A 5275-nucleotide genomic window follows, 5' to 3' on the forward strand; every position below is an offset into this window, starting at 1 on the left:
GTACTCCTGGGCTTGCTCTGCTCCGAGCTCTTCGAGTTGCTTCGCGCGGAACGCTTCCCTTTCGGCGCGCCTTGGGTGGATGAAGCCTTCGCCGATCAACCGTTCGCCTGCTCCGAGCATCACATGGCGCGCGATGCGACGGCCGTGGGGCGATAGCTCCTGCCAGCGTTCGTAGGGCATCGACCGAATCACGCCTTCGCTGCGGAACCAGGGCGCGAAGTACTCCATGTTCGGCATGGCCCGCACGTCATGCGACAGGTTCGGCGTGCCGCCATGCCACGTTCGGTTATCGCGGATGATCGCCGAACCAGCGGGTACCGGGCAGACAGTGCTCAGCTTCATCCAGGCGGGTTCGGCAGCGAGGCTGGGGATCGGATCGTGGCTGTTCTGCGTGCCTGGGATCTGGCGCACCGGTCCGTTCACCCGAGTGAAGTCGATCATCGGAAAGTTGATCGTCACAACCGGCACCGGGAGGTCCCGAACGGTGACGCGTCCTGATCGATCAGGGAGCTCCTCCCAGATGTTGTCCGAGTGTAAGCCCTGGTATTCGATTGCACCGGGGAGCGCCATGTCACCCCCGCCGCCGCCGAGGAGATAGTTCGGCGAGCCAAAAATGGCGGTCAGGATCGGTGTCGTTGTCGCCAAGTCGACCAGCTCGCACCACTCGGGTACATGCAGCATGTGCCGCGTCGCAGAACTGGAACCGAACGAGTAGCGGTGAGGCAGACCGCCAGCGCCCCCGCCGACGCTGTTGTCGGGATCGACCTCGATCAGCCGATCAACGACCCGGTCGACCGCCGCACGCATCCGTTGCAGCAGCGCCGGATCGAGCGCGTCGCGCACGACCACGAAGCCATCCCGGTCAAACAGTTCGACTGCTCGATCGACATCGGCCGGTTCCACCAGCTCGAGATCGGGGATTCCGTTCTCCTGATCGAGGCGCGCGCGGAGCGCGACAACGTTCGGGTCGTCATAGGTGCGCGTCCAGCCAACGACCGTCGGGTCACCAGCCACGAGGTTGTAGTGCTCAGGTGTCGTCTCCAACTCGTTTGCCTCAGCCGCGAGCCCGGCCGGGTTGTCGTTGGTGTCGGTGACCGATGATCGAGGTCGCTTCACAAAACCGTTCGGCGGCACCGACTCGTGCCACCCCAGTTCGGTTTCCCCGTCTGCTGTTCCACTCATGCTCGAATACTCGCGCACGACGCCGCACAAGAACTGGCCGTCGGTTGACGGAGATCATCCTTACGGCGGACCCGCTCGCGCACTCATTGCTGCGAGGATCATCGACGTGACAGCGATCATCGAGACCTCGGGCCTGGTCATGCAGTTTCCGAACACTCGGGCGCTCGACGGCCTCGACATCAGCATCCCACCCGGCGTCACGGGGTTGGTCGGAGCGAACGGCGCCGGAAAGACCACGCTGATCTCGCTGACGCTCGGCCTGTTGAAGCCGACGTCCGGGTCAATCAACGTGCTCGGGCTCGACCCGAACGTGCACGGCCCCGCACTTCGCGCCCAGATCGGGTACGGCCCTGAGCGCAACGTGCTGCCCGACGACCTCCGTGCCTACGATTTCGTTCGCCACCTCGCCGAAGTCAAGGGACTCCCCCGCGACGAGGCCCGCACGCGTGCAAGCGATTCGCTGTACCTGGTCGGCTTGGGTGAAGAGCGGTTCCGGGCGCTCGGCACCATGTCGACCGGCCAACGCCAACGCGTCAAGCTTGCTCAGGCAATCGCTGCCGACCCGCGCTTTATCGTGCTCGACGAACCAACCGACGGCCTCGACCCCGTGCAGCGCGACGAGATGCTGAACATCATCGTCCAGGTCAACCGCGACTTCGGGATCGACGTCATGCTCTCGTCGCACGTGCTCGAAGAGGTCGAACGGGTCTGCGACCACGTCGTCGCACTCGACCAGGGCCGGCTCGTCGCACACGGCGCAATGACCGAACTGGCCGGCGCGTCGGGTGGCGTCGAACTCGAACTCGTCGACGTCGACGAACCGGCGGACAGTGTTAACGCTGTCGTTCAACTGCTCGAATCATCTGGCGCAACGGTCGAACGCAATGGTGCCGTCCTGTCCGTCACGGGCAAGTCGGACGACGAACTCTTCGATGCCGTTGGAGCCGCCGTGGCACAAGCCGGCGCCCGGCTGCGCCGCCTTGGACAGCGCCGCCGCACGCTCGACGACATTTTTACGGATCAGCCCCGCCACGACGCCGAAGAGGTCGCCCGATGACCGACGTCGGAGCATCCTCACGCGGCGACGCACAGATCTCGGCGCGCGGTTTTCAGCGGTACGAGGGCGAACGGGCCGGTGTCGCCGGATCGATTCGCAGCGTCATGTGGCAAAGCATGCGGGCCGCCCTGGGGCTCGGTCGGCCGGCGAAGAACAAGATCTTCCCCGTCATTGCTGTCGCGATTGCCTACGTCCCAGCGATCGTCTTCATCGGCCTTGCCGTCTTGATTCCATCGGGCATCGTCGACGGTCCGTCATACCCCGAGTACTACGGCTTCATCACCTCGGCAATCGCGCTGTTCGCCGCGCTGGTCGCCCCGGAGGTCCTCGTCTCGGATCGACGCAACGGCATGCTGGCGATGTACCTGTCGACGCCGCTGCACCGCGGGACGTACCTGATCGCCAAGATGCTCGCTGTTGTGCTGACCCTCGGCCTGGTCACGCTCGGCCCGCCGTTCCTGGTGCTGCTCGGCTATACGTTCGACGGTTCTGGACCCGACGGGTTTGGAAACTGGATGATCGTGCTGTTCCGCATCGTCTTGTCCGGCGTCGCCGTGTCGGCGGCACTGACCGCCATCTCGATGGCAGCCTCGTCGATCACCGACCGTCGCGCCTTCGCATCGATCGGCGTCGTGCTGCTGATCCTCGCCTCACCAATCGTCGCCGGGTCGCTGGTCGACGGTGCTCAACTCTCGCCGAACTGGCGGCTGATCGACGTGTTCTCCATGCCCTTCGAGCTGGTCTTTCGAATCTTCGGTGAGCCGGGCAACTTCCCTGAGATTTCGACAGTGCCAGTCATCGCCGTCAACGCCGCGTGGACCCTCGGCGGCCTGGCCGTCGTCGTCTGGCGCTACTCAAGATTGGTGATCGCACGATGACCACGCTTTCAACACCGGCGGTGCCCCTTCCGCCACCTGCTGCACCCCTCGCTGTGCCGAGCCCGGACGCTCCTGCAATCAGCGGCATGATCACCGTCAATCAGGTCTCGAAGTTCTTCGGATCGATCGTCGCGGTGAGCGACGTCAACTTCGCGATCGACGGCGGTGTCACTGCGTTACTCGGCCCGAACGGGGCAGGTAAGTCGACGCTGTTCCGCATGATGTGCGGCTTGACCGCACCCTCGAAGGGTTCGATTCGCGTACTGGGCAGCGATCCGCGAACCGACCGATCAGTACGCGGTCGCATCGCGCTGGTCCCCCAGCAGGACGCACTTTTTGATCACCTGAGCGCCATCGAAATGGTGCGGGTCAGTGCTGAGAGCCACGCAATGCCCGACCCCGGAGGCGTCGCGCGCCGGGCACTCGAGCAGGTCGACCTTGCCGATGTCGGCGCCAAACCCGTCGGGCAGTTCTCGAAGGGCATGCGCCAGCGCGTCAAGGTCGCCTGCGCGTTGGTGAACGACCCGGAGGTACTGATTCTCGACGAGCCGCTCACGGGCCTCGACCCCGTGCAGCGCCGCCGCATGATCGCCCTCTTCCACGCACTTGGCGATGCGGGGCGCTGCGTCCTCGTGTCGAGTCACGTCCTCGACGAGGTCGCCCGACTCGGCTCACGCGTCCTCGTCATCGCCCAGGGCCGCCTCGTCGCGAGCGGCGACTACCGCGACCTGCGAACGCTCATGGACGACCGGCCGCTGCGGATCCGGATCGGCGCCAGCGCACCACGCCAGCTCGGTACTGCACTCGTCGAACGCGGGCTGGTCACAGCACTTTCCCTCGACCCCCACGACGGCCCCGGCCACCTCGTCGTCGACACGCTCGATGCCGACGGGCTCGGACGCAAGCTCGCACCGATCGCCACCGAACTCGACATCCGACTCACCGAAGTCTCCCCGCTTGACGACGATCTCGAGTCGGTGTTCCGTTACCTCGTGCAGGGCCGATGACCGACATAACCCACGCCCCCGGCCAATCAGCGCCCGATCAGCCGACGAACGAACGGAGCGTGCCCGCCCTGGCCGCCCTGCGGCTGTCGTATCGCGTCGTCCTCCGACAGCTCACCAGTGTCGCGCGCATCATCGCACTCGCGCTGCTCGCACTCGTCTCGACGGTTGCCGCCTTCGCGCTCGGTCGCGCCGACGCCGACCTCGAAGCCGCAGTCCGGTTGATCTCAGCCCTTGGCTTCGCCGTCGTGATCCCTGTCGTCAGCCTCGTGTTCGGGGGTGCCGCCATTGGCGACCTGCGGGACGACAAGACGTTGGTCTACCTGTGGTTGCGGCCGATGGATCGTTGGCCGATCGTGCTCGGAGCGTTCCTTGCAGCAGTCACGCTCACGGCACCCATCACACTCATACCTGTCGTGCTGGCCGCTGCGTTGACGGGTGCCGGTGGCGGCATCGTGCCCGGCACGATCATTGCTGGCGTCGTGGCCGTGGTCGCCTACTGCGCGGTGTTCACGCTGCTCGGGGTCTGGCTGCGCAAGGTGATTGTCTGGGGGCTCGCGTACATCCTCATCTGGGAGGGGTTTATCGCCCTTGGCGGCGCCGGCGTGGCCCGGTTCGCGATCCGCAAGTACACGCGATCGATCCTCGTCGATCGAACCGGAATCGACCTGGACCTTGCCGATTTCTCAACATCGGTCGGCATCATCGTGCCGCTCGTCGTGGCCGTCGTGGCGCTTGCTCTCGCCAGCTGGCGGCTCAGCAATCAAGACATCGACTGACGACCGACACCGCTTCGCGCCTGTCGCTCAATGTTGTTCTCGGAACAGACGGAGCCCACAGCAGGTTGACGTACCTATGCAGATCTCTGAAGCAATGGAATTCGTCACCGAGCGCAAGCACGCCATGTTGCTCACCCTGAAGTCCGACGGTCGACCCCAGTCGTCGAACATTGTGTACGCGGTGAACGACGCTGGTCAGATCCTGGCCTCGGTGACCGAGGGGCGAGCCAAGACCAAGAACCTGCGCCGCGATCCCCGGGCCAGCCTGCACGTGAACCGCGACGACTTCTGGGCCTACGTCGTGGTCGAGGCAGATGTCGCGCTGACACCCGTGGCGGCGAGCCCTGACGACGACACCGTCAACCAGCTCGTCGA

The 5275-nt window shown here is 65.2% G+C and carries 6 protein-coding genes; 5 read left to right on the forward strand and 1 reads right to left on the reverse strand.

What is annotated here, in order from left to right:
- Positions 1-1182 (reverse strand): phytanoyl-CoA dioxygenase family protein (locus ACH2EI_RS16720; RefSeq protein WP_395160855.1); only part of this gene is annotated, 1182 nt, incomplete at its 3' end.
- On the opposite strand from ACH2EI_RS16720, the gene ACH2EI_RS16725 reads away from it, so the two are divergent.
- From ACH2EI_RS16725 to ACH2EI_RS16745, 5 genes are all read left to right on the forward strand, one after another.
- A complete protein-coding gene (locus ACH2EI_RS16725; RefSeq protein ID WP_395153762.1) occupies positions 1181-2239 on the forward strand; it encodes an ABC transporter ATP-binding protein in 1059 nt (352 codons plus the stop codon). The two genes, ACH2EI_RS16720 and ACH2EI_RS16725, sit on opposite strands and share 2 nt — an antisense overlap.
- Positions 2236-3117 (forward strand): ABC transporter permease, encoded by an 882-nt coding sequence (locus ACH2EI_RS16730; protein ID WP_395153763.1) that lies wholly within the window; start codon positions 2236-2238, stop codon positions 3115-3117. The genes ACH2EI_RS16725 and ACH2EI_RS16730 overlap by 4 nt, the downstream gene beginning before the upstream one ends.
- Positions 3114-4124, forward strand: coding sequence for an ABC transporter ATP-binding protein (locus tag ACH2EI_RS16735; protein ID WP_395153764.1), 1011 nt, complete (start codon positions 3114-3116; stop codon positions 4122-4124). Before ACH2EI_RS16730 ends, ACH2EI_RS16735 begins: the two co-directional genes overlap by 4 nt.
- On the forward strand, positions 4121-4900 hold the full coding sequence (locus tag ACH2EI_RS16740; RefSeq protein ID WP_395153765.1) for a hypothetical protein: 780 nt from the start codon (positions 4121-4123) through the stop codon (positions 4898-4900). The genes ACH2EI_RS16735 and ACH2EI_RS16740 overlap by 4 nt, the downstream gene beginning before the upstream one ends.
- A 76-nt stretch (positions 4901-4976) precedes the next feature.
- A partial coding sequence (locus tag ACH2EI_RS16745) for a PPOX class F420-dependent oxidoreductase (protein WP_395160857.1) occupies positions 4977-5275 on the forward strand: 299 nt, incomplete at its 3' end.

Source organism: Ilumatobacter sp. (assembly GCF_041688325.1).
In the GTDB taxonomy this organism is placed as follows: domain Bacteria; phylum Actinomycetota; class Acidimicrobiia; order Acidimicrobiales; family Ilumatobacteraceae; genus Ilumatobacter_A.

Coding starts and splice junctions, on each gene's coding strand:
- ACH2EI_RS16725 (WP_395153762.1), top strand. CDS start 1,181: ATGCTCGAATACTCGCGCACGACGCCGCACAAGAACTGGCCGTCGGTT.
- ACH2EI_RS16730 (WP_395153763.1), top strand. CDS start 2,236: ATGACCGACGTCGGAGCATCCTCACGCGGCGACGCACAGATCTCGGCG.
- ACH2EI_RS16735 (WP_395153764.1), top strand. CDS start 3,114: ATGACCACGCTTTCAACACCGGCGGTGCCCCTTCCGCCACCTGCTGCA.
- ACH2EI_RS16740 (WP_395153765.1), top strand. CDS start 4,121: ATGACCGACATAACCCACGCCCCCGGCCAATCAGCGCCCGATCAGCCG.